Source organism: Oikeobacillus pervagus (genome assembly GCF_030813365.1).
GTDB classification, from domain to species: Bacteria; Bacillota; Bacilli; order Bacillales; family DSM-23947; genus Oikeobacillus; species Oikeobacillus pervagus.
On the sequence record NZ_JAUSUC010000028.1, the window covers coordinates 17,247 to 42,474 of the forward strand.

Genomic DNA, 25,228 nt, shown 5'->3' on the forward strand with positions numbered 1-25,228 from the left:
CATTCCTGCTAGAATTAGCGCTCCTTTCCAACTACATTCAATTGTTTAGACTAGGTTAGCCACGAATTTGGCTTGCAATTTGTGCATCAGTATCCTCAAGAATATTTGCAGAGTCATTAAGCTGTCTTGAAATACTATCAAGCAAATTAGCCATCTCTACAAAGGAAGGTCTTAACTCTTCATACTGTCCAATAAAAGCATCGCTAGAAGCACCTTCCCACATTTCTTTTAATTGACCTTTCATTGTGTCTAGACGACCTACTAATTCTTCTACTTGACCACTTTCATTATTATATCTTGTTGCCATATCACGAAGTTCCGCTGGTGTTACACGAATGATTCCTGACATTTCTTCCACTTCCTTTCCAATATTTACTATAATTATAATAAGTTAGATAATAGAGGGTCAATGGTAAGTAAGGATGGTTGGAAAAATAATGAAAATTACCTATACCACCAGATTATTTAGTAAAAATTTGTGAATAAAAAAAGTTAAAACGTCCGGTTGTATTTATTTATCGTAATATATTAGGACTAAATATGCAGAAAATTGTCATTTTTCAAATTAATTTGAAACCCCACTTTTTTTAATATTCAAATTTTACAGATAAGAAATGTTCAAAATAAAAACTTATGTGAAAGTGAAGGATTGATTATGGACTTGATTGGAGATTGGAGGAAAAGGGGTGTTAGATTGATGGAATTAGGGAAACAAGGGGGCCTTCCCCATATTTCCCTTTCTCACTATTCGATTTCTTTCCGTTCATATACTTCAAACTGGTAGTCGTAGGGGTTTTTTTCGTTTTTTGGCCCTTTTCGTGTGGAAGTGAGTGTCCATTCGTTCCAATTGATTGTTGGGAAAAATGTGTCCCCCCCAAATGTTTCGTTTATTTTCGTTACGTATAGGCGGTCTACATATGGGAGAAATAATCCGAATACTTCTGCACCACCTGTAATAAAAAGCTCTTTGGTTTTGGTGGAGAGCTTTATAACATCCTCTACTGAATGGAGTACGGTGCATCCTGGTTGTTGATAGTTTTGATCTCTTGTTAAGATAATATTTTCTCTTCCGGGTAATGGTTTTCCAATCGATTCAAATGTTTTTCTTCCCATCACGATCGGATGGCCCAACGTTGTTTCTTTAAAGAATTTTAAGTCTTCGGGTAATCTCCATGGAAGTGTATTATTTTTCCCAATGCTTCCTTCGTTATCCATAGCCCAAATAAATGAAATCGTCATAAAATGAAAACCTCCTTTTTTTCTATGTAAATGGTCATTCTCTCATTGCTTCTAAACCCATTTCAACTCTCGTGACAAAATAGGGTGTTGTAATTAAACCGCTACTGGTGCTTTTATTGTCGGATGTGGTTCATATCCATCGATTTTCATGTCCTTCATTTCAAAATCAAACACGGACGAAACCTCTTCATTTAGCCATAAAGTTGGCAATGTTTTTGGTTGGCGACTTAATTGTGTTTTGATTTGATCAATATGATTCATATAAATATGTGCATCCCCTAAAGTATGAATAAATTCTCCTACCTCTAATCCACATTCATGAGCGATTAAATGAGTTAACAATGAATAACCGGCAATATTAAATGGAATCCCTAAGAAGATATCTGCACTGCGCTGATAGAGCTGGCAAGATAATTTGCCATCAGAAACATAAAATTGAAATAAACTATGGCAAGGAGGCAAAGCCATAGAAGGAATATCTTCTGGATTCCAAGCCGTAACAATTAATCTTCTAGATGAGGGATTGGTTTTGATTGTTTCAATCACATCTGATAATTGATCAATCGTCTCTCCCTTAGTCGTTTTCCATGAACGCCATTGTTTTCCATATACATTCCCTAATTCTCCAAATTCCTTCGCAAAATCATCCTCTTCTAAAATACGTTTTTTAAACTGTTCCATTTCATTATCGTACAGCTTTTTAAATTCTGGATCTTCCAAAGAACGCCTTCCGAAATCATCCATATTCGGCCCATCGTATTGATCACTTTCAACCCAATTTTCGAATGCCCATTCATTCCAAATATTATTATTATGTTGCAGAAGGAAGCGGATATTAGTATCTCCTTTTATAAACCATAATAGCTCACTTGCAATGAGTCGAAATGGAATTCGTTTCGTTGTTAATAAAGGGAACCCTTCTTGGAGATTAAAACGCATTTGGTAACCAAAACATGAAATGGTGCCAGTTCCAGTCCGATCCTCCTTTTTTGTCCCATGTTTTAGCACATATTCACATAAATTTAAATACACTCTTTCATTTTGACTCATCAATTCTCACCTTTCTACAGTCCATTTCATCTTGATGGATTTACCTTATCTAATTTTACCTTACATATTGGAAAAGCTCCAGTTTCGTATTGTCTGTACGATTTAAACCCAACTTTTCATATATTCGGCAAACTGAACATATGTCCGTATCAAAAACCAAATCATTTGAATGTAATAATATTAGATTGTCGATAAGAAAAAGAGGAGATTTCATATGACACTTATAGGAATGTTACATCATCGGTTAGATCCCCGAACTGTCATAAAGTCCTATGCTTATGCAGCTGTTGCTCAAGCGGAAGGTGCTAGGCTTGTTTACTTTTCTCCTGGTAAGGTGAATTTTGTTAACCGGACGATAAAAGGGCAAGTTTATGAAAATGGTTCATGGGTTGAACGAATCACCCCTTTTCCTGATGTGATTTACAATGCTGGAAGTCCTGAGAAATTAGCTCAGTCTAATAGGATTATAAAAAAATTAAAAGCGGAAATCCCGTTTACTACTCACTCTATTGGAAATAAATGGGGCGTTCATAACCGGCTTAAAGAGGCAAAGAAATTCTCCAATCACCTGATTCCTTCAGAAATCATTAAGACTTCAGATGATTTTTTTAAATTTATTGTTGCTTTTCAAAAAGTAGTATTAAAACCAATTGATGGGAGGAAAGGGAGAGGGATCCTTTTTATCAACAAAAAAGAGGATGTCTTTGAAGTTGTAATGAATTCAAATCGAAGCAATTATTCTAAGCAGCAATTAAGAGAGTTAATCGACTCAACCCTTTCGAAGGGAACTCATATCCTCCAGCCTTATATACAATCCGTTACTCGATCTGGTCAGGTTTTCGATTTTCGATTACACATTCAAAAGAATGGAAAAGGCGAATGGGTGATTACCACTATATATCCACGAGTTGCACCTCCTGGGTCTATTATTGCCAATATTAACAATGGTGGATTTACTAACTATTTAGATCCTTTTTTGCAACAAGAATTTAAGGAAGAAGCGTTTAATATCAGAAGAACACTTGAGTTCTTTTCCCTTTCCTTAGCGAAGCATCTTGATGAGCTTCAAATGATTCATTATGGTGAAGTCATAGATGAGATTGGAGTAGATGTTGGATTAGATGAGAATTTAAAAATTTGGATCTATGAAGTAAATTGGCGACCAGGTTGTCCCCCTGCTTTTTATTTAGAATTAGACGTCGTCATTCATACGATTAAATATGCCATCTATCTTGCCAAAAATCAAAAGGCGTTAAATGAAAAGATTCAAGCCGTGAAAAAATGTCATCTTGAAGAAAAAGGGGATGTCCCTATTATCGCCGTGACAGGTAGTGCTGGAAAAACTACGACAAAAGCCTTTCTTGCCTCAATTTTATCAAAAAAGTGGAACACATTTGAGTCAAAAGATTATTGGAATACAACCGAACATACGAAAAAACATGCGGCAGAAATCAATGCGAAACATGAAGCTATTGTACTAGAGTATGGCATGGCCTACCCTGGAGTTATCCTGGAACATTGTAGTATCATTCAACCCAATATTAGTATTGTCACAAATGTGGGACTTGCCCACGTTGGAAACTTCGATGGGGATATTAAACAAGTAGCGAAAGCAAAATCTGAATTAATTCATGGGATGAACCAAGAAGGTCTTCTAGTCTTGAACAACGATGATCCAAACTCCACCTACTTAGAAATCGATACATTTAAAGGGAAAATACTTACAGTTGGAATCCATTCAGATGCCCATTATAAAGGGTATGATGTTCAATATGAAGACAATGGGATGTGCTTCAAGATCAAACTCCAAGGCCAAGAAATGACGATGTTTATCCCTATTCTTGGTGAACATCATGTGTATAATGCCCTAAATGCTATTGCTGTTGCCGATCAATTAGGAGTATCACCAATGGAAATAAAAGCAGGTCTACTTTTTAAGAAACCACCAAGAAGATTAACTTTATATCATTGTCGCGACAATATTACCGTAATTGATGATACGGTTCATTCCCATCCCCAAGGAGTTCACGCAGCTATCGATGTTCTGACGAATATCGGAAAAAATCGAAAAATTGCCATTATCGGACAAATGCGTGAACTAGGAGATTTACGCGAGGAAGAGTATCGAAAAGTTGGAGATTATGTATGTGAAGCAAAATTGGATGTCTTAATCACATATGGTTTCCGAACGGATGAGATCGGAGACCATGCCAAGAAAAAAGGATTCCCTCCTGAATCTGTATATCATTTTACGAATAAAGATCTTTTACATGAAACACTAACTAAAATCATTCAGGAAGGAGACACGATTTTAATCAAAGGTGCGAGTAAAACGAATATGTTTGAAACTGTCAAATTTTTAGATCAAACTTATCACTCCACATAAAGTGAAACTTCATTCAGTGGGGGTTCTTCATCCCCCACTGAATGTTAGAAGGGCAGTAATCCTCCATCTATCTTCTTTGTTTCCAAATCATTTTGAGGTGGAGGTTATACTTTCCGTTATGTGGGGATAAAACACCAACAATTTGTTACCAATAAAAAAACCGAATAATCCTTCAACTCAAAATGAATAGATAATTCGGGTATCATTATGTTTAGATAGAATAAGAACGCCAAATTTTCATTATATCAACAATACTCTTTGAACCAAATGAATTAAGGTTTTCCATTATATAAGCGTTTGGTTTTTGAGATGTTTCATTAGAGAACATTATCCCTCTTCCTGATTGGTTTGTTTGATAGGCTCCGCTTCCTGTGTATTTATAGATCGCTCTTGGTCCGCTGTAATGGTAATTTCTATTTCTTGCGCAGGCGCTAAATGAAACTCAATTTCTTTTGCAGCTGTTTTAGCATTTTTCTTAGCTTCTCCCATACTATCCCCCACCGCAATCACGTAGGCATAGCGATGCCCCATTGATAAAGGGGGAGATAATTTGCTTCCTCTTTTTGGTTTCACATAAACCTCAACTACACCAGGTGATCTCCTTGCCCTCGCTCTACCTGTCACTTTTTCTAGCATTCCCTTTCTCGACACAATTAGATACTGAGTAAATACATATTGATTGTATTGGGGAATGAGTGAAGGTTTGTTTCCCAAATATAGCTGAAGCGTTTCCCTTACTAAATTTATCCCAAATGCCGATTGAATCATTTTATTCATCGCTCCACCTGAAATCCTTGGATTAATTTCGATCAGCTTCCATCCACTTTTCGTATAACGAAGCTCCAAATGCAAGGCTCCATTCTGAATGCCAAATTGTGAAATAATAGAATGAAGAACCGTTTCAATTCCCACTTTGAGATAGTACGGAGGTTTTGCATGTATACCATACCCTGTTACAATAAACCTTTTATTCTTCGTAATTTCTTGTTCAATGATCGCTATGATGTGGACTTTATTTTGATAAACAATGGCCTCAACTAAATATTGATTGCCATCAATATACTCCTCAATCACAAGCGATTCGTTAGGATTTTTTTCTTGTAGTTTTACAATATGTTTTTGCAATTGTTCCATTTTTTCTGCAAATAGAACGTCTTTAGATCCTGTCGATTTTGGTGATTTAATAATGAGGGGGAACTCAAATTGTGAAGTAATGAAATCAACATTTACGGATTCTCCCTTTTTTATGATGAAGAAATTTGGGGTATAGGACTGATCTTTTAAAAACGATCTTGTCTGTTCCTTATTTTCCATTATTTTAATCGCTTCATGATAAGTAGCTTTTTTGCAAAATTCATTACATAAAATCATTGCCATATAGACATATGAATCTACAAAACTAACAATAGCCTCAATTTCTATCCCCCTTATGAGCAACTTTTTAATTTCCGCCCTAAATTTAGAAAGATCTTTCGATTCAATAAATATCATTTCATGAACATCAGGATATTCTACCCTTTGTTCCATTTGTTTTTCTCTATTTGTAAACACAACGGTAAAATAACCCATTTTCTCTGCTGCCTTTACAGCCTCTCTACTTGATCCCGATTTATTAGTGCCTATAAATATAATCGTTTTCAAAAGGTCCACTCCTCAAAAAATAAACTTGGATAGTATTATCTCGTTATATGTGTATGAAAAGGAGTTGTTTTTGTATGGTTATCTATCATGGTCTTTCCGAAATCGAATCGATCTCTTTATAATGGATATCCCTATTTTGAATTTGGCCTATAGGTAGATGAACAATCAATGATTGTAAACAAGCATACAATAATATTGCGAAAGGAGTGCGAAGGTCATAATGAACCCCCTAACGGTAAGGCAAATTAGAACTATTTTCGCCGGTGAATTAATTCAAGGGTCAGATGACTTTATTATTTATCACGGCGCCTACCGTCTAAAACAAGTGAAAAAGCAACATACAATGTTGTTTTTAAATAAAAATATGACCAATTGGGAGTGTCTAAAACCATATTTTCCAATCGTTATTGTTACTGAAAAGAATGTTCGCAAACAGGAGTATGTAGAACAGATCACAATCATTAAAGTTCAAAATACAGATGAGGCTTTTTGGAAATTTGTTCATTATTATCGCTGTTTATTTCAAATCCCTGTGATCACAGTTACCGGAACTTCGGGAAAAACAACAACGAAAGAGATGATCAAACACATTCTCTCGATAGACAAAAACGTGATTGCAACAAAAAGTACTGGAAATTCACGGACAGCAAATTTTCAATATCTACTTAGTATAGATGATGATACAGAAGCAGCTGTTTTCGAAACAGCCGTAGGTGCCCCTGGAGATATTTTAAGGGCTGGAAAATACTTCAGACCAACAATAGGAATTATCACAAACATAGGAGTACACCATCTTAATTATTGCAAGTCTCCTGAGGAATATATTCAAGAGAAAACGAATATGGCTAAAATAATCGACTCAACCGGTGTGTTAATTATCAATTCAGAGGATAAAAATTCACAAACGACAGAATTCAACGATTTTGAAGGACGAATTATAAAAGTTGGAAAAGATTCTTCTTGTCATTATCGAGCGGAGAGTATTCAATATATTCCAGAAGGCATGCGATTTACACTTGTTTTCCAAAATAAATCTCAACCTATTTTCGTACCAGGACTGGGAGAACATCAAATTTATAATGCATTGGCTGCCATTGCAGCGGCCCATGAAATAGGAATTCACCCTTTTGTAGCAGCAGAACGCTTAAAATCATACAAAAATTTCAATAGGCAGCTACAAGTTTTTCACGGATTAAATGGTGCTATGATAATTGATGACACATGGAGTATGACCTCAACCTCCTTGGAAGCCGCCTTAAACGTGTTAATGGCGATTGGAGAAGGAATGAAAAAAATCGCCATAATAGGGGGAATGACGGATCTCGGACCATGGGAACATATTATTCACGATCAAGCTGGAGAGATGATTTCTCAATATGAAATGGATGTCCTCATCACGATTGGAGAACGTGCACGAAGAATGGCGGACATCGTCCTAAAAAATGGACGAACAGTAGAAGTCCATCCATTTAACAACACCATTCTCGTCTACCACCTTCTAAGGAAAATCACTGATGAAAACACGATCATCCTTGTAAAAGGGGATATGTATTTAACGCCTATCATCGATTTAGCCAAGAAATTACGAGAGTGAAAATAGAAAATGACATTTCGAAACCATTTCATCCTAATCATTCCCTGTTTTATTCTATACTTCCATGAAAGGAAAGTGTTTCAAAATTGAAAGTCAGTAGAGGACGGATGAATCAATATCAAATATTAAGTTCTGATCCATATATTTGCCACCATCTTGTTGAAACAAACCTATTTTCTAAAAGTTCATTGTTTTCTTGTCTACAAAAATATACGTCAGTGACTTTAAAACCGGCTTTTGGTAAAGGGGATATCACGATCCATGCTGTGAAAGATCATTTTCAAATTATTGCCCCTCATGATGATACAATGGTACGTAATAAGGAACTACTTTATCAATATTTAATACAAAATAAACTGAAACAAAAATACTACATTATCCAACCAAGTTCTTCTTGTCAGACATTTGGAAAATCTCCTCACCATTATTATATGACGGTCCATCGAAATACACCTGAAACGAAATGGAACTACTTGTTCAAAACTAAGAAGAATCATCACAATGATCCCATCTCTCAAAAGGTCCTTCAACAAATGAATGAATTGGTCATTCAAGTAGCCACTAAACTTGGCAAAGCCTTTTCGAAATGTAATACGATCGTGATTGAAATAATTGTAGACTCAAATGATCACATTTGGATTTCTGACTCAATCCTCCACTTTCCCATTAGCAAATGGAGCCAATATCACACCTTATCAACTAATCAATCCCTTGCACCCTATATTCCAAAAACAGATCTATTGACAAAAGAAACAATGAAAGAATTTTTAAAAGAGTTTCATCAAATTATTATCAAACCTTGTGTTGGTCAACATGGGAAGGGAATTATAGAAATTACGAGAAAAGATCAAAGAAATTATGAGATTCATTTCGAAAGAAGAAAATTTTCGAACCCAAGCTTTGAAGCAACTTATCATTATATTAAAGAAACCTATCTATCTCAAAAATATTATATTATTCAGCAAAAATTACACCTGACATCTATACAAGGCTGCCCCATAGACATAAGGGTTATCACCCAAAAAAATGAATCATCATGGGAGGTAACAGGTAAGCTTGTAAAAGTAGCGGCTAGAGGCTATTTTATTACAAATGCAGCACAAAAATTAATTCCATTGGCCGAAGCCCTCGCTACACATTCCATTTCACAAGCGGAAATCGAACAACTTGAATCGGAAATCAAGCATATAAGTCTTTTAGCTGCTACTCAACTAGAAGCTGGTAAACCGCATATCCAAATTATTGGTTTTGACATCGGTCTCACCGATCGAAAGAAAATTTGGATTATTGAAGGAAATTATATCCCGGATATCTCGATGTTCTTTCAACTGAAAGATAAAACCATCTATTGGAAAATCATTAAAGGCGCATAGATGATTTTCATGTTAATCTACCTTTTTCATTCCGTATTATGAACACAAACTTCAAAATTGTCGAATTTTTCTCTCTATTCCCTTCACTCCTTTTCGATAAGCATCCTGCATTCTGTTCATTATAAAAAAATATTAATTTTTATTGAGGTGTTTCTCTTGCATTGTTTAGGAAAATGGAACCAATATGAAATATTAAAGCGGCAACCCCTTCTCCTTAAACATCTCCCGGAAACGACTTTATATAGTCAAGAAAATTTAATTAATTTTCTTTATCGGCATTATTTTATCTATGTTAAACATGATACGTCTGGCCAAGGAAGGGGCATTTTTAAAGTATCCAAAAGGGATGATAGCCATTTTCATATCACCGGTTACTCCCTCTATGGGAAAGTGGTAGATAAAATAGTAGAAACAACAGAAGAATTCCATCAAATTTTACACCCTTTTATTCAATTTGGGAGATTAAGCGGACAATATATTATTCAGGAAGGGATCGAAAGTATTACGAAAGATAAATTACCTTTTAGCCTTCGAGTTCATATTCAATACTTGGATGGAAATTGGATCATTGGCGGAATTTATGGAAAAATCTCTACAACCAGCACAATCAAAAACGGGATTGTCAATTCACATCAAGGTGCTCAAATTATAACCATAGACAAATTATTATCACTACATCCCGCTATCAATCATATTCAAAAAGATGAAATACTGGATTCTTTAGGAAAAACGGCAAAATTAGTGGCTAAAGAGGTTGCTATGCATTCTCCTTGCAGAGAGTATGGAATGGATTTTGGTATTGATACCAGTGGTAAACCGATTTTCTTTGAAGTAAACACCACTCCAGGGATTAAAGGGTTCGCAAAAATAGAGAATAAGTCCTTATGGAAACGAATTGTTAATATACGAAAAAAGCAAAATGAGGATTCATCTCGTCGAACTTAATACATGTCAGGCAAAAGAGGAATCATCCTCATAACCCATTCGTTCATTGTAGATATTTCATACGATAATGATAGGAAGGAGGAACTTGTTTGCAACCCATATTAGTAAAAGAAATTCAAAAATTACTTCAGGGAAAATTAATTTGTGGATTAGAAACGTGGAAAGTGAGAGATGTCATCTATTATAATCGGCATGAGTTAAAGAAAAGACATACATTGATATTTGTAAATAGAAGCGACACCATCAACTGGCAGGAAATTAATAAAAAGGGACCAGTTCTTGTCCTATCTGACCAGCCCACCGAAGAGTTAAAAAAGGCATTATCGAACACAACGGTCATCCAAGTTGAAAATCTAGTCCAGGCCTATTGGAAATTTATTGAATACTACCGAGGTCTCTTTAAAATCCCTGTTACAACGATTACAGGGACATGTGGAAAAACAACGACAAAAGATATGATCAAACATATTTTAAGTAAGGACCGAAAAGTACAAGCCTCTGAAAGTAGCAAAAATGAGCCACGAAGATCTTTACCGTATTTAATAGGAATTGATCATCAAACAGAGGCAGCTGTATTTGAACATGGTTTGGGAAATATCGGGAATATTAAACATCAATGTTTAATTTATCAACCGACAATTGGAATCATCACAAATATTGGTGTTCATCATTTAGATGGTTGTAAAAACTTAAATGGATATATAAAAGCAAAAGCTGAAATCGTCGATGGAATCAAAAAAGACGGAACATTGATCTTAAATGCTGATGATGAACATACCAAGAAAATCTCTTTACATTCATTCCAAGGAAAAGTAATTTATTTCGGAGTGAACATGAAGGCCCATTTCCGCGCCTCCAATATTCAGTTTTCAAACAACGGGATGGATTTTCTCCTTCATTCCAATCGAAAAACATATCATGCATTTGTTCCTGGCTATGGTGAACACCAAGTTTATAACGCACTCGCTGCGATAGCTGCAGTAACTGAAATGGGATTGGATCCTACAGAAGCGATCCGTCGTCTTGCAACATTTCAAACGATGTCAAGACATTTAGAGTTTTCTAAAGGATTAGGTGGTAGTACGATCATCGACGATACTTGGACGAATAACCCTACAAGTGTTGAAGCTGCATTGAAAGTTCTTGATTTCATTGGAAAGGATAAAAACATCATACTCATCTTGGGAGATATTAATCGATTAGGCCAATATGAAAAAAAATATCATCGAGAAATTGGAAAAATGGTAGCAAAGAGAAAGATCCATACTCTCATCACCATTGGCAAGAAAGCGAAGGATATTGCCGATCAAGCAAAGCAAGACGGCACGACAGCGCAAGTTCATATTTTCGATGATGTTCATGGAGTGGGAAAACAACTAGAGCCTATTCTTGATGAAAATGCTATTTTACTTATAAAAGGTCCGATGTCAAGCCACTCTATGATCGAATTTGCTAATCATTTAAAATTAAAATAAAGTGAAACCTCATTCAGTGGGGATTTTCACCATCCCCCACTGAATGTAAGTGAACTTATCAGACCTTTAGGAGCAGTTCCCCTCCACCTATCTTCATTGTTTCCACATTATTTTGAGATGGAAGTTTTACTGCCCGTTAAGACGGGATAAAATTCGCGGGACCGGTCGACATATTATCATGGCCCTGTGTTTCATCTTACCTTGACTAAACCTACATGAGACGATGTGGCTAGTCATCTTAAAACTACTAGTTAAAGAACACGTTTTGCGGTTACGTAGTTTTTCTTAGCCCATGTCGAATTTAGACTTTCTTTTTCTACTTTTCCATTCGTAAATAAACTAATAAATTGGCTGTTTCCGAGATAAATACCTGTTTGAGTTATTTTTTTACCTTGATGATTCGTAGAGAAAAAAAGAAGATCTCCCTTTTTCAAATTCGACTTTTGAATGACTTGCCCTACTTTTGCTTGTTGACTTGCCATTTTAGATTGTAAATGAATTCCATGATTTTGATACACATAATATGTAAATCCAGCACTTGTGAACGTTAAAGCCTTCTCATTATATGTATATCCAAACTTCGCCTTTCCAATTAAATTTGAAGCAAAGTTCACGATTTGATCCGCTTTATTCGTATTCAATACTGGCTTTTTAGCCGGTATTTCCTTTTTTGAGATCACTCGCTTTGCAGTAATATAATGCTGATCATAATAATCTACCAAAAGAACTCTTGTGTTAATTCCATTTGAATTAGGAATAATCAATCGTTGTTCCCCTGCATAAATAGCTACAATAGAAGGGATTTTAGAACCTTTTTCACTATTGAAGAAAACTAGATCTCCCTTTTTTAACTGACTCCGTGAAACGGTTGTCCCCAATTTCATTTGCTCTTTAATATTGGTCGTGCCTAATTGAACTCCATTTGTTTTATAAATATAGTTTACAAAACCTGGACCTGTAAATTTTTTGGATGATTCGTTATTTACGGTCCCCATTGTTACCTTGTCCTTCAAATTATACGAATCTTCAATAATCTGATCTTCTAATGTTGCTGGATTGGAAGGAAGCAAGCTTGGTAATACTCTTCTAGCTGTAAGATAGTTTTCTTTATAATATGGTTTACTATTCATATCCGTAATGACAATTTTTTGTTTTGGATCCGCCATTTGGATTACTTTATTGTCGCCAATATACATGGCGACATGATCGGAAGGTTCATTATCAGACTTATTACTATCAAAGAAAACAAGATCCCCTTTTTGCAATTGATTTCTTGGAACATAAGTCCCCTGCTTCATCATATAATTTTCGTTATAGGTAGCTAAATCGACTCCGCTTTTTTCAAATATATACATAATAAATGTGGCACATGAAAATTTGTAAGGGTAAGTGGGCTTGTACTCTTTCGTACTATATTCTGCCTTACCGATTAAACTTTTCCCTAATTGAATTAATTCATCGGCTTTTGCTTCTACAGCAGATTGATTATTCTGATGAACCGTTTGTGCCGATGCCTTCTGTACAGGTTGTAAAGAAGGAGAGACACCTAAACCTAGGGCAACTGCTAATGTAGTTGTAATGATTTTCTTCTTCATAGGTTTCCTCCTAATGTTCTTTTGTTTACGCAATTGATTCTAACATAGAAGATGAATTGGCTATTGCGGGAAATTTCACCAGCGTTTTGGAGAAAACATGGAAGCCCTTGATCTTATAGGCTTATTGGAGCCTATTTACAGTTTAGTTACAAAGGTTACATAGGGATTTTTTTCATAAAAGAGTCCAATTTTCCCAATAGGAGGAAATCTATATTTACCTATTTTTTCCACTCTAATAAAATAAAAAAAATAGGCTTGATCGCCTAATCATATCCTAATTAAGTGGATTGTAGAGTCAAAATATAATGGAACGTTTCAGGTGCTAAACTCTTTAATTCGTTTCTTGCTGTCTCATCAACATAATACATGGCAAAGACTTCAGCAAAATATTCCTCTGGGTATTTGTGAAAATAGGAATCATGGGGGAAAATTTTATGAACTTCCTTTTTCCATATCGTCAAAAACTTCAAATCCCAATACGGATCATTGTAAATATAACGATCAATGGAATGGGCTAATTCATGTAACTCTAAATTGATCGAACCATGCCCTTTTCCTCTTTCACTCGACCCAATCTTTACTAACACTAATTTCGATCCCCCTATCCCAGGCACTTGGTCCCAGGTCGTTTGTTTATTATGATATCCCCTAGGTGTTTGCCCTTTTAAATCAGAGACGGTCGGGTGATCCGTTAATTTTCCCGTGAATAATTGAATCTTAATACCAGATCTATCCACTTTTTTTAGTAAGGATGGGGGCAATTGATCGATTCTAGAAATGATGTGCATGGCTTCTTTTACATCATAATGATCCAATGGTAATAAAACCATTCTACCAAGGATTTGATCTGAACGTAGTTTAATAGAATGATGATGGGATGTATCTTTTAAGAGGATTCCTTGGTCTAAAGCATTCGTTGACTGCCAATATGGAGTTGTAAGCAATACTAAAATGAGTACAATGATCATGATGCACCGCATACCACTTTCCTCCCTATTTTCCCATTATAACATAGGAAAATAAGGTTCTAGTTTGATATATTACTGGAAAAACGAAGCACCCAATGACTTATACCTAGCATTTACGATGATGATTGTTCCCTCTTCTTTCGTATCCATAGAAGCTTTTTTGAAAAAACCTCTATGTACGCTGGTTATTTAGATTTTCGGAAGAAATGAATAATGAATGTAATGACAAATGAGAAGATAATAAAACTAAAAAAGTACGTATGTTCAATTTCAATATGAAAGACACTTAATAACATTTTCACAGATATAAAGGCAATAATGATATATGCTGTTGTTTCAAGTTCTGGGATCCGATCAATCAAGCGAAGAAATAGTCCAGCTACTCCGCGCATCATGAGCACACCGAGCATTCCCCCAATCAATAATACCCAAATTTCTTCACTGACCCCGAATGCTGCCAAAATACTGTCGACGGAAAAGGCAACGTCCATTAGTTCAACGGCTACAACTGTTCCCCAAAAAGGACCAAACAACCGTATGAGAATCCCTTGTTGATTCACACCTTTTATTTCTTGATCTACTTCGGCCCCTTTTCTCTTTTCCATAAAATAATGGATGGATAACCAAGCTAAATAAGCTGCACCGATTACTTTCACCCACCATATTTTGATTAAATAAACTCCTAATCCTATGGCAATAAACCGAAATGCATAGGCTCCGATTAAGCCATAAAAAAGTGCCTTTCGTCTGTGAGTTCCCGGAAGATGTCTCACCATGACAGCAAGTACTAGGGCATTATCAGCTGAAAGTAACCCCTCCAGTATGACAAGAGTTCCGATACTCCCCCAACTAACAGGGTCTGTCAAAACTTTTGCCCACATATTCCAATCAAAAAATTGCGCATAAGTATGTAAAATTCCTTGAAATCCATCTATCATGAAATGTCCTCCTGGTTGTAAATAGTTGTTCGTTATTTATCGTTTTCATTTACTTTTTAATGAAGTATTTTTTATAGTTCGATAAATCCAAAATGGAATTTAGAAGTCTTCCGAGCCATTCTTTCAAAACCGAATCGCTCAAATTGCTCCGATCGAAAATGTTCTTTTATTACAATCCGATGTTTTGCCACCCTTTTTGCTTCCTTGATGACTGATTCGGTTAACTCTGTATAAATCGCCCAATCTCTTAATCGGGCGATCCCATCTGATTGTAAAATCGCCTGATCAAACATCGGATCAAAATAAACGCAATCAAAAGAACAGTCATTTAAAGATCGTAAATAATCCTCAAAGTAAGAATGAATGACGGTAATATTTTTCATCGCCATATTCATTTCACACATTGAAGAATTCCAACTGGATAAACCTCTACGAACAAGATAGGCTAAGTATGGATTTCCTTCAATCCCCACTACTTTTCCCGACGATCCTACTATGTAACTTGCTACAATACTATCGGAAGCAAGTCCTAATGTGCAGTCTAATAAAGACATTCCATGCTTTAGTTGTGTCGCCTTTAAAAATGGATCATGTTCCCCTTGTAACAATCGTTTGATCCGAAAAGAAGCGGAATTAGGGTGAAAAAAGAAAGGTTTGTCTTTCTTACAAAAATATAGTTCTATTCTTTCCTTTCCTACCACCATACAATCATCAACATTGATTTGTTGCAGCTCATGTAGAGAACTTTTCTTTCTTTTGACATATGGGATATTGAGTTCATTTGCTATCCTTTTCGTTTCTTTTATCATCATTTCATCTGTTCGTCCAGCTGTCGTAATAAACATTTTTCCCCCTAAAGCGTAAAAATATGAATAGGTTTGATTGTTTGAGCCAAAAAAAGGATGTCAAAATCGACACCCCTCCTACTACCTATTTGCAGAATTCCCCAAAAGCATTCGTTAAATTGATCATGATATCCTCCATTTGTTGACCTTCTATTTGATCTCTAGGGATGAAATGAACGACTTCTTTTCCTTTTAATAAAGCCATTGAAGGGGAGGATGGTTCATACCCAGAAAAATATTCTCGCATTTTGGCTGTTGCTTCTTTTTCTTGCCCAGCAAACACAGTAACAAGGTGATCTGGTTTTACATCGCTTTTAATCACTGCTTGAGTAGCCGCAGGTCTTGCTAATCCAGCTGCACAACCACAAACAGAATTAATAAATACTAAAGTAGTCCCCTCAGCATTCTCCATATAATTTTCAACCTCTTCACTTGTTAATAATGGTTGAAATCCCGCTTGAATTAATTCTTCCCTCATTGGTTTTACCATTTGTCTCATGTATTCTTCATATGCGTTTGTCATTATAATTCCTCCTTAGACTCTTTTTTTCTGGATTCTGTCATTTGTTTCCAAACGGACCCTTTCGCTTCTTCTCCACCTTCAATTCGCTCGATGGCCATCTTAACTTGTAAAGCTACCTCAAATTCCTCATCATTTTCAGCCTGTTTTAACGCAGGAAGCGCTGTTTCATCACCGACTTCATATAAAAACATCGCTGCCCGCCAACGAACAATTTTGCTCTTATCCTTTAGGAGTTTGCTCATTTCCGGAATTGCTTCTGCATACCCTAAATCAGATAAACAGTCCCCTGCTGTTCTTCGTACTGTAACAGTCGAATCATGCAACCCTCTATATAATAGTGGCAGCACTTCTTTGTCTTCAATCATCCCTATGTATACAACTGCCAGCCGTCTAATCGCCGGTTTTTCATCTTCCAATGCTTTTTCCAAAAGCGGTAAATCATGAATTGTAGGGTCATCCATTTGCTCAAGAAGCTGGTATCGTTTTCGCCAATCTTTCTCTGCGAACATTTCTACTGTTAACGGAAACGATTTTCTTTTGGTTGATAGCGTTTCTAAACCTTTTTTTGCTTTTTCTACTAATGCTTGCAATCTTTCTTTTGGATATGCTGCGATGATCTCTTCTAATACTTCCTGTCCAATTTGATCCAGTTCACCATAACGTGTTCCAAAATCTTTCCATGATCTCTGCAGGACAAAATTATCTCCTTCTTGTTGCGTTTCCTCAAATGCTTTCACAAAATATTCTGGTAAACCGAATCTTTTTTCAGTTTGACCATTATTTAATTTGATTTGCAGTGGAATACCCTTAAATAGTTGGATGGAGGTTTGCACTTCACCAAAATGTTCATCGACTATGCGTTCATTGAGATGTTCCTGAATCGTCTCCCCAAACGCTTTGCGAACTTCTGGTAAAATCTCCTTCCAATCATACTTTCCGTTTCGTTCAACAGCAAGGAAATCTGCTACATGATAGACTCCTTTTATTCCTTCAATCTTTAATATATCTTGAATGATTGCAGGGGCCCCTTCTTCATGATCTTTTTTATAATTGGTACTTTTCCCTGCCGGTAATTCTTCATCTAAAATGATTTTCATCGTATTCGGGCTAGGGGTTGGTTCTATGCTAACAATTTTCACTTATCGTCCCTCCTATTTTAGCTCAAGAAGAAAATTGTAACATGATTGTATCATAATGATCCCCACTATATAGAGAAACAATGGTTAAGCTAACTCTGATAAGTAAGTCCATCTTTCAATAAAATGTTCTAATTTTGCATTCAATGTTTCGATTTCTTCCATGAGTTTCTGTGCTTTTTCAAAATCGCTTCCACATTGCTCTAATTCTTGTTCTAGCTTTTGAACTTCCTCTTCTGTGTCCGTAATTTTATCTTCAATTTCCTCCCATTCTTTCTTTTCCATGTAAGTCATTTTTTTCTTCTGTTCTTGCGGTTTTACTTGTTCTATCCGCTTTTCTTGTTTTGGTTCAGATTCTCGTTCGATTTGGGCTAACTTTTTTAAATAATCACTATAGGAGCCATAATAGAAATCAATTTCCCCTTCACCCTTGAAAACTAATAATTGTTCTGACGTTTTGTCTAAAAAATAGCGGTCATGCGAAACGGTGATCACCACGCCTGGAAATTCATCTAAGTAATCCTCTAGCACGGTTAATGTTTCCGTATCCAAATCATTGGTTGGTTCATCTAGTAAAAGAACATTCGGTGCCGTCATTAATAGCTTTAATAAATAAAGGCGACGTTTTTCCCCACCTGAAAGTTTTTTGATGAGAGTACCATGCGAATGCATCGGAAATAAAAACCGTTCTAACATTTGAGCCACAGATATTTGCTCTCCTTCATTCGTGGTTACGACTTCTGCCGCTTCGCGAATATAAGCAATCATTCTTTTATTTTCATCCATATCGACTCGCTCTTGTGTATAATAAGCGATTTTAACTGTTTGCCCTTGGAGCAGTTCCCCTTCATCTAAAGAAATCTTACCAGCCAAAATATTTAATAAAGTCGATTTCCCACTCCCATTTTTACCAACGATTCCAATTCGATCTCCAGGCTTAATAAGTAAATCAAAATCTTGTAAAATCATTTTGCCTTCAAAACTTTTCGTTGCAGATTTTAATTCCAATACCTGTTTTCCAAGTCGGCTTCCCTTTAAACCCATTTGTACTTGATCTCTTTTGGGGACTTTTCCTAATTGATCTTCTAGATGCTGAAATCGTTCAATTCTAGCTTTTTGCTTCGTTGATCTCGCTTTTGCCCCTCTTTTAATCCAGGCGAGTTCACGGCGGTATAAATTCTTTCTCTTTTCTTCTGCCAACACTTCTTGTTCTTCACGTTGGGCTTTTGCTTCTATAAAGGCTTGATAATTTCCTTTATAGGAATAGATATTTCCACTGTCAAGTTCTAGGATTCTATTCGTGACTCCATCTAAGAAATAGCGGTCATGAGTCACAAGTAAAATAGCCCCTTTATATTTTCCTAAATAATCTTGAAGCCATTGGATCGTTTCAAAATCAAGATGGTTCGTTGGTTCATCCAAAATGAGTAGATCTGGGGTTTCAATTAAAACTTGGGCTAATGCAACTCGCTTTTTTTGTCCACCAGATAGCTCACCAATTTTTTGATCATATTGTTGAATTCCTAGCTTAGACAAAATAATTTTTGCTTCTGTACTAGCATCCCAGGCATCTAAAGTGTCCATTTGCTTTTGGAGGGAAAATAAGCGTTCTGTCCATTCTTCGCTAGCTGATTGTTCTAATTTCTTTAAAGTTTTCTCATATTCTTTTATCAATTGAATTATAGGTGCCTCACTAGAAAACACTTGATCCATTACACTTAATTGTTCCTTTAAATCTGGTTCTTGTGGCAAATAGGCGATACGATAATCACTTGGGGCAATTAGCTCACCATCATCAGCCTGGTCCTTTCCAGCGAGAATTTTTAATAAACTAGATTTACCCGTACCATTTATCCCGATCAGACCGATTCTTTCCTTCTCTGAAATGGAGAAAGATAATTGCCGAAACAATATTTTTTCACCATATGTTTTTGTTACATTTTCGATTGATAATGTTCTCAATCCACATCATTCCATTCTTCCACTAAATTAATGATAGCAAGTGGTGATTTTCATTTACACGATATCTATGATTATTATAGTAAAAGTTTAAAAGTTTGAACACTAAACAAAACCATGTCTTGCAAATCAGGGATCATTTCTTCTGTAATGAGCCTTTCAAATTGTATGACAAGTTCGTTCACTTTACCACTTTGACTTGAATCCACATTCCTTTCTTCAAAGACCCGGTCAGGACCCCATTTTTTCTTTAATAATTCGATATGAAAATCCTGAAAAATCTCCCTCGGCCCACGATAGGTGATCTCGACGAAACAACCAGCATCGCCTGATATTTGCTGTGGCATGATTTCGGAGGCGAATTGATGTAAATGTGAGCTTAATTGAAACTGGATCATGATCTTTTCATTCTTGAATGACGTATAAGCAATTTGATAAATTCGAGAAAAGCTTGCAAGGTCCACTAAATCTTTTCGTCCATGTAAACATATGTCTCGTTGGGAGTCTAAATCATATATCATCCCTTCAATGACAACTTTCATATTTTCAAATGATGTTGGGTCAAACATAATGTCCTCCTGTAAAAAATGAGTAATGGATTTTCAACGATAGCATTCTGTAAAAAACTCCTTATGAATTAAAAATGTTCATAAGGAGTTTTTTCTTTAAAATAAGCCTTTTGCCTTCCCACATTCATCTACATCCATTAAATTGGCCGCTGGTTTTTTTGGGAGTCCTGGCATGGTCATCACATCGCCAGTTAAAGCCACGATGAAACCTGCCCCAATTTTTGGTTTTAATTCCCGGACATGGATAGTAAAGTTTTCAGGGCGCCCTAATTGTTGAGGATCATCAGAGAGTGAGTACTGAGTCTTCGCCATACAAACAGGGAGCTGCCCCCAACCAAAGCGTTCAAAATCGGCGAGTTGTTTCATCGCCTTACCTGAAAATTCAACATCTTTTCCACCGTATACTTTTTGAACAATCCGTCGAATTTTTTCATCAATAGGTAAATCTAGTGAATATAAATAATTAAATTGGCCTTCCGACTTGTTGATTACTTCTAAAAGCTTTTCAGCCAACTCAATGCCGCCTTCTCCACCTTTTGCCCATACATCCGTTAATGCAACAGGATATTCATGTTTTTTACACCAGTTCATTAGTTCCATTACTTCTTCATTGGTATCTGATACAAACCGATTGATGGCGACTACATATGGTAGACCAAATGCTTGAATGGTTTCAATATGTTTTTGTAAATTTTGCAGTCCACCTTGTAGTGCTTTGATATTTTCCATATGAAGATCGGCCTTTTTTTGGCCACCATGCATTTTCAAAGCACGAATTGTTGCAACAATGACGACAGCTTCAGGTTTGAAGTTTGCGGCCCTTGTTTTGATATGAAGAAATTTCTCCGCACCAAGATCAGCTCCAAATCCCCCTTCTGTTACGATGTAATCAGCCAATTTGATCGCAGCATTTGTTGCCATGACACTATTACAGCCATGTGCAATATTCGCAAATGGACCGCCGTGTACGAATGCCGGAGTATGTTCAATTGTTTGAACGATATTGGGTCTCAGCGCATCTTTTAATAATAATGTCAGTGCCCCTTCCACCCCTAAATCTTTCACAGTGACTGGTTCCTTATGAAGATTATAAGCGACAACCATTTGTGATAAACGCCGTTTTAAATCCAACAAATCGGTCGCTAAGCATAAAACCGCCATAATTTCTGACGCCACTGTAATATCAAATCCATCTTCCCGGGGAACTCCTTGGGAAGGCCCTCCTAACCCGACAACTACCTGTCTGAGTGCCCTGTCATTTAAATCAAGTGATCGTTTCCATACGATTCTTCTTGTATCAATTTGCATTTCATTTCCTTGGTGAATATGGTTGTCAATCAGTGCAGCTAGTGCATTATTCGCTGTCGTAATTGCATGAAAATCTCCAGTAAAATGCAAATTAATTTCTTCCATTGGTAGGACTTGTGCGTAGCCTCCACCGGTTGCTCCGCCTTTTATTCCCATTGTAGGACCTAAGGATGGCTCGCGAATGGCAATGAGAGCTTTTTTTCCCAATTTGGTTAAAGCATCTCCTAAACCTACTGTTACCGTAGACTTTCCCTCACCAGCCGGTGTAGGATTGATTGATGTAACGAGAATGACTTTTCCATCTTTATTCTTTTTTAAACCTTCAATTGTTTCGTAAGTTAATTTCGCTTTATATTTTCCATATAATTCGATATCATCTTCTGATAACCCTAGTTTACTTACAATCTTTTTGATCGGCTTTAATTTTGCATCTTGAGCAATTTCAATATCTGATTTTATATCTATTTGTAACATTTCGTGATCGCCTCCGACTTGGTAACAGTTCTACAAATTCATTTTATCATGATATGTTCAAAATAACCGAAACCTCCTCTTCTTTCAAGAAAGTTCACGCTTTCGTTAAGAAGTAAAAAAGCGTAGGGCCAAAATGATCTCATCCTAAACATTTGTTAGAAAGGAACTCTTGATACTTACTTTTGGATGAGCGTATGTATACTTTTGACCACGATCAAATGATCCAGAAACTTTGTTTCTGGATCATTTGAATTAAGATTGTTTTTGAATTAAAAAAACCGTCATAAAAGAAAGCGCTTGCTTTAATTCACTCGGCAAATCTTTCACTTTCGATTCATCCACCGCCTGCTTAAACACATGCAATTCATCAATTACCCTCCAGCCATTTTCACATGCTAGTTTCTGAAATTCCCAGGGCATCATTGTATTTTGAATCACTTGTTCCCCTAATAAACGTGGATAACTGTTAAGACGTGGTTCAGCAGTTGGTCCAAGGATACCAATACATGCAATCCCTTTTGGAACTAAAATTCTAGCGATTTCCTTTAATACATGAAATGGTGACTCTGTCCATTCAATTGAATTAATGGCAAGCGCCGCATCATTCGATTCATCATGGAAAGGCAGTTTTGACAAATCTCCTACTTTAAATTGCAGATCGTTATTTTCATTTCGTTTAGCTAATTGGATCATTTTCTCCGATAAATCAATGCCTGTTACTTGAAACCCTTGATTTGCCAATAAAAATGCCCCGTACCCATCTCCACAGCCGAGGTCGCAAATCGTCTTTTGATGATTCAAATATTTCAGAAAAAACGGGATAATATCCTTTCGGCTTCCCTTCTCCCACATGTTAATACTTCGTGAATGCCAATTATTCGCACGCTCATCCCATTGCTCTTTTGCATCGTGAATCCAGTTCAATTTTCCCACTCTATCACCCCTTTATGATTGTAACTATATTGTAAAAGGTAAGAAGAAAAAATAGCAATATTTTTTTATCCCTCTAAGGTTTCCTGAAAAATTATAAGATATTTCTTATTTCTAGAAATTCACAACCAGTAATATTATTTTCTTCAACTAATTATTTAAAAGTTTCTGACACGAATAATGGAATTTCATTTCCCTTTAATTTGAACAAATTTCTGTTATTTATTTTGTATTCTGATACTGCATATTTTCTTACCGAATATATTTTTTCACCGTCTAAATCCATAACACTATAATCAGAGTTTTCTAGGTTTAATGCGTCAACTATCCCTAATACATTTGCAACAAAATATTCATCATTCTCTATTTTATGTTTACTTTCAAAATCAACAACATTTACAGGTAGAAATTGGACATCTTCTTCAATTTTTTTTATTAAATCCTTAAACTTTTTTGATACAATGAACCAGCCTAAATTATTTGCTAAATAGTCAGTAAATCTATTTCCATCATGTAGATTAAAATAAAAAGTGATATTGTCATTCCAATTCTTTAAAAAATTCCCTTCCTTTAACTCATACTGCTCAAATCCATGTGTATCCTCACAACGAACAACTACATCATTATCGTTGCTGTCATCTAAAATTAGTTTAAAATATTTCATTTTGACCTCCAATACTCTTTATAAAGCATATCTGGATTATCTCCCTTACTTCCTGCTTTAACCCTTCATACAATTTAAGAAATTTCTCCCTATGGATAGGTTACACTTAGTTGGACAGATTCGTTAAGGTCATATAAACTTAATTCATAAAAGTCGGGAGAGAATGAATTATGGCCAAACGAGAAAGAAGAACATTCACCAAAGAATTTAAAGAACAAATTGTTCAGCTGCACCTTTCAGGTAAACCTAGAAGTGAAATTATCAAAGAATACGAGCTGACGCCATCTGCCTTTGATAAGTGGGTTCGCCAGCATAATACAAGTGGATCATTTGAAGAAAAGGACAATAGAACCCCTGAGCAGGAGGAATTAATCAAGCTCCGCAAAGAAAATCAAAGACTGATGATGGAGAATGATATTTTAAAGCAAGCCGCGCTGATAATGGGACGAAAGTAGATGTGATCCGAAATAATCGTCACAAATACTCGGTATCAGCAATGTGCGCCGTCCTACAACTTCCTAGAAGCACGTACTATTATGAGGTGAAAATTCGAGATAATCAGGATGAAGAATGAACAGCTTTAATTGTTAAAATATTTAAAGATAGTCGGAATATTTATGGTCAGAGAAAAATTAAAAAGGAGCTTCAAAAGCAAGGATTGACAGTGTCACGTCGCCGTATTGGGCGAATAATGAAAGAACAAGGTCTTGTCTCCAAATACACAGTAGCTCAATTTAAACCTAGAAAAACAACTGTGAATGAATCTGAAACCGGAAATGTATTAAATCGCGAATTTAATCAAGACAAGGAATTAAAAGTGATTGTGAGTGATTTAACATACGTCCGAGTTAAGCAAAGCTGGCATTATATTTGTGTTTTAGTAGATTTATATAATCGTGAAATTATTGGCTACAGTGCTGGTCCTAATAAGAGTGCTGAGCTAGTTCAACGTGCCTTTTCGACAGTAAAATACAACTTAAATCGCCTTGAATTATTCCACACTGATAGGGGAAGTGAGTTTAAAAATCAACTTATAGACGAGGCACTAGAAACATTTGGTATTGAAAGATCACTAAGTGAAAAAGGAACACCATATGACAATGCGGTTGCAGAGGCAACATTCAAAACTATTAAAACTGAATTCGTTAATGGTAGGGTTTTCGATAGTCAGCAGGAACTTGATCTTGAGCTATTTGATTACGTAAATTGGTTTAATAATATTCGTATTCATGGATCTCTAAATTATCTTACTCCTAACGAGTATAAGCGCAAGCACCAGGTTGAAATGAGCAATATTTAGTAGAGAAACGCCCACTTTACGTGGAAAGGCGGGCATGATAGCCTTGGTGGCTGAGCTAGATTCTTTAATAAATCTAGCTTCCTGGCTCATCCTCTTGCGCGCAGAGGCTCCATGTCAAGTGACAAACTGCACGCACTATTTTACACCTGAGCCTAAAACGTTGACACTATAAAAGGGTATGTGTTCCTTAATAAATTTGTTCAGTTTAGTGTTGACATACCACTATTGTAAGTAACTAGTAGAAGTAATATAATCAAAATCCTCAAAAGAATTAACTAGGTTCTCGTACTCAAAATTGTAAATTAAAATAACAGCG

Annotated in this window: 20 protein-coding genes and 1 pseudogene; 6 read left to right on the top strand and 15 right to left on the bottom strand. The window is 36.0% G+C overall.

Annotated elements, in window-relative coordinates; translation table 11 throughout:
- Positions 1-55: 55 nt before the first annotated feature.
- The 3 genes from J2S13_RS11160 to J2S13_RS11170 all read right to left on the bottom strand — a co-directional run bounded on the left by J2S13_RS11160 (position 56) and on the right by J2S13_RS11170 (position 2,289).
- Positions 56-349, bottom strand: a complete 294-nt coding sequence (locus J2S13_RS11160; RefSeq protein WP_307257840.1) for a WXG100 family type VII secretion target — start codon at positions 347-349, stop codon at positions 56-58.
- Positions 350-744: 395 nt separating this feature from the next.
- The gene (locus J2S13_RS11165) at positions 745-1,239 is read right to left on the bottom strand and encodes a dihydrofolate reductase (RefSeq protein WP_307257841.1); all 495 of its coding nucleotides are present in this window, start codon (positions 1,237-1,239) and stop codon (positions 745-747) included.
- A 93-nt stretch (positions 1,240-1,332) separates the two neighbouring features.
- Positions 1,333-2,289, bottom strand: a complete 957-nt coding sequence (locus J2S13_RS11170) for a thymidylate synthase (protein ID WP_307257842.1) — start codon at positions 2,287-2,289, stop codon at positions 1,333-1,335.
- A gap of 214 nt (positions 2,290-2,503) precedes the next feature.
- Between J2S13_RS11170 and J2S13_RS11175 the strand changes: the two genes are divergently transcribed.
- Positions 2,504-4,675: a YheC/YheD family protein gene (locus J2S13_RS11175; protein ID WP_307257843.1), complete on the top strand. Its 2,172-nt coding sequence runs from the start codon at positions 2,504-2,506 to the stop codon at positions 4,673-4,675.
- 327 nt (positions 4,676-5,002) lie between these two features.
- On the opposite strand, the gene J2S13_RS11180 is transcribed toward J2S13_RS11175, so the two are convergent.
- The gene (locus tag J2S13_RS11180) at positions 5,003-6,316 is read right to left on the bottom strand and encodes an ATP-grasp domain-containing protein (RefSeq protein ID WP_307257844.1); all 1,314 of its coding nucleotides are present in this window, start codon (positions 6,314-6,316) and stop codon (positions 5,003-5,005) included.
- 220 nt (positions 6,317-6,536) lie between these two features.
- Here J2S13_RS11180 and J2S13_RS11185 point away from each other — a divergent pair, with 220 nt between their 5' ends.
- From J2S13_RS11185 to J2S13_RS11200, 4 genes are all read left to right on the top strand, one after another.
- Positions 6,537-7,910 carry a Mur ligase family protein gene (locus J2S13_RS11185; protein ID WP_307257845.1) on the top strand — a complete coding sequence of 458 codons (1,374 nt, stop codon included), beginning with the start codon at positions 6,537-6,539 and terminating at the stop codon, positions 7,908-7,910.
- 107 nt (positions 7,911-8,017) lie between these two features.
- Positions 8,018-9,283, top strand: a complete 1,266-nt coding sequence (locus J2S13_RS11190; protein WP_307257846.1) for a YheC/YheD family protein — start codon at positions 8,018-8,020, stop codon at positions 9,281-9,283.
- Positions 9,284-9,439: 156 nt separating this feature from the next.
- Entirely contained in the window at positions 9,440-10,228 is a 789-nt protein-coding gene (locus J2S13_RS11195; protein WP_307257847.1) for a YheC/YheD family protein, read from the top strand.
- Between the two features lie 89 nt (positions 10,229-10,317).
- Entirely contained in the window at positions 10,318-11,703 is a 1,386-nt protein-coding gene (locus J2S13_RS11200) for a UDP-N-acetylmuramoyl-tripeptide--D-alanyl-D-alanine ligase (protein WP_307257848.1), read from the top strand.
- A gap of 251 nt (positions 11,704-11,954) precedes the next feature.
- Here J2S13_RS11200 and J2S13_RS11205 read toward each other — a convergent pair whose 3' ends face one another.
- The 11 genes from J2S13_RS11205 to J2S13_RS11255 all read right to left on the bottom strand — a co-directional run bounded on the left by J2S13_RS11205 (position 11,955) and on the right by J2S13_RS11255 (position 23,612).
- Positions 11,955-13,298, bottom strand: a complete 1,344-nt coding sequence (locus tag J2S13_RS11205; RefSeq protein WP_307257849.1) for a C40 family peptidase — start codon at positions 13,296-13,298, stop codon at positions 11,955-11,957.
- 278 nt (positions 13,299-13,576) lie between these two features.
- The gene (locus tag J2S13_RS11210) at positions 13,577-14,278 is read right to left on the bottom strand and encodes an anthrax toxin lethal factor-related metalloendopeptidase (protein ID WP_307257850.1); all 702 of its coding nucleotides are present in this window, start codon (positions 14,276-14,278) and stop codon (positions 13,577-13,579) included.
- 173 nt (positions 14,279-14,451) lie between these two features.
- Positions 14,452-15,204, bottom strand: coding sequence for a TerC family protein (locus J2S13_RS11215; protein ID WP_307257851.1), 753 nt, complete (start codon positions 15,202-15,204; stop codon positions 14,452-14,454).
- Positions 15,205-15,275: 71 nt separating this feature from the next.
- Positions 15,276-16,049 (bottom strand): class I SAM-dependent methyltransferase, encoded by a 774-nt coding sequence (locus J2S13_RS11220; protein WP_307257852.1) that lies wholly within the window; start codon positions 16,047-16,049, stop codon positions 15,276-15,278.
- Positions 16,050-16,134: 85 nt separating this feature from the next.
- A complete protein-coding gene (locus J2S13_RS11225) occupies positions 16,135-16,572 on the bottom strand; it encodes a BrxA/BrxB family bacilliredoxin (protein ID WP_307257853.1) in 438 nt (145 codons plus the stop codon).
- A complete protein-coding gene (locus J2S13_RS11230) occupies positions 16,572-17,711 on the bottom strand; it encodes a conserved virulence factor C family protein (RefSeq protein ID WP_307257854.1) in 1,140 nt (379 codons plus the stop codon). The genes J2S13_RS11225 and J2S13_RS11230 overlap by 1 nt, the downstream gene beginning before the upstream one ends.
- An 84-nt stretch (positions 17,712-17,795) precedes the next feature.
- On the bottom strand, positions 17,796-19,670 hold the full coding sequence (locus J2S13_RS11235) for an ABC-F family ATP-binding cassette domain-containing protein (protein ID WP_307257855.1): 1,875 nt from the start codon (positions 19,668-19,670) through the stop codon (positions 17,796-17,798).
- A gap of 74 nt (positions 19,671-19,744) precedes the next feature.
- Positions 19,745-20,236, bottom strand: coding sequence for a hypothetical protein (locus tag J2S13_RS11240; protein ID WP_307257856.1), 492 nt, complete (start codon positions 20,234-20,236; stop codon positions 19,745-19,747).
- Positions 20,237-20,332: 96 nt separating this feature from the next.
- A complete protein-coding gene (locus J2S13_RS11245) occupies positions 20,333-22,018 on the bottom strand; it encodes a formate--tetrahydrofolate ligase (protein ID WP_307257857.1) in 1,686 nt (561 codons plus the stop codon).
- Between the two features lie 252 nt (positions 22,019-22,270).
- Positions 22,271-22,951: a class I SAM-dependent methyltransferase gene (locus J2S13_RS11250; protein WP_307257858.1), complete on the bottom strand. Its 681-nt coding sequence runs from the start codon at positions 22,949-22,951 to the stop codon at positions 22,271-22,273.
- A 151-nt stretch (positions 22,952-23,102) separates the two neighbouring features.
- Complete coding sequence (locus tag J2S13_RS11255) at positions 23,103-23,612, bottom strand: imm11 family protein (protein WP_307257859.1); 510 nt, start codon at positions 23,610-23,612, stop codon at positions 23,103-23,105.
- Positions 23,613-23,782: 170 nt separating this feature from the next.
- Between J2S13_RS11255 and J2S13_RS11260 the strand changes: the two are divergent.
- Positions 23,783-24,912: pseudogene (locus J2S13_RS11260) on the top strand (IS3 family transposase).
- Positions 24,913-25,228: the final 316 nt, after the last annotated feature.